This is a genomic window from Pseudomonas sp. AC463 (assembly GCF_979253585.1).
Window position 1 is genome coordinate 1 of sequence record NZ_CEEDDZ010000943.1, and the last position, 250, is coordinate 250.

Genomic DNA, 250 nt, shown 5'->3' on the forward strand with positions numbered 1-250 from the left:
GAGCAAATCATGGCGCAGCTCGATCGGCTCGTCCCCGTCCATCGCGTCACCGACCTGACCGTCGCGGGCGAACACGTCGAACGCGAACTCGCGCTCGTGAAGGTGGCCGGCGTCGGCGACAAGCGGATCGAGGCGATGCGCCTCGCCGAGGTCTATCGCGGTCGGGTAGTCGATGCGACCACGTCCAGCTTCGTGTTCGAAGTCACCGGCGGCCGCGACAAGATCGACAAGTTCGTGGAACTGATGGCGG

General features: G+C 65.6%; 1 protein-coding gene. It reads left to right on the top strand.

Annotated features, from left to right (window positions below; translation table 11 throughout):
• Positions 1-250 (top strand): acetolactate synthase small subunit (gene ilvN / locus AC0IYH_RS33010; RefSeq protein WP_471838604.1); only part of this gene is annotated, 250 nt, incomplete at both ends.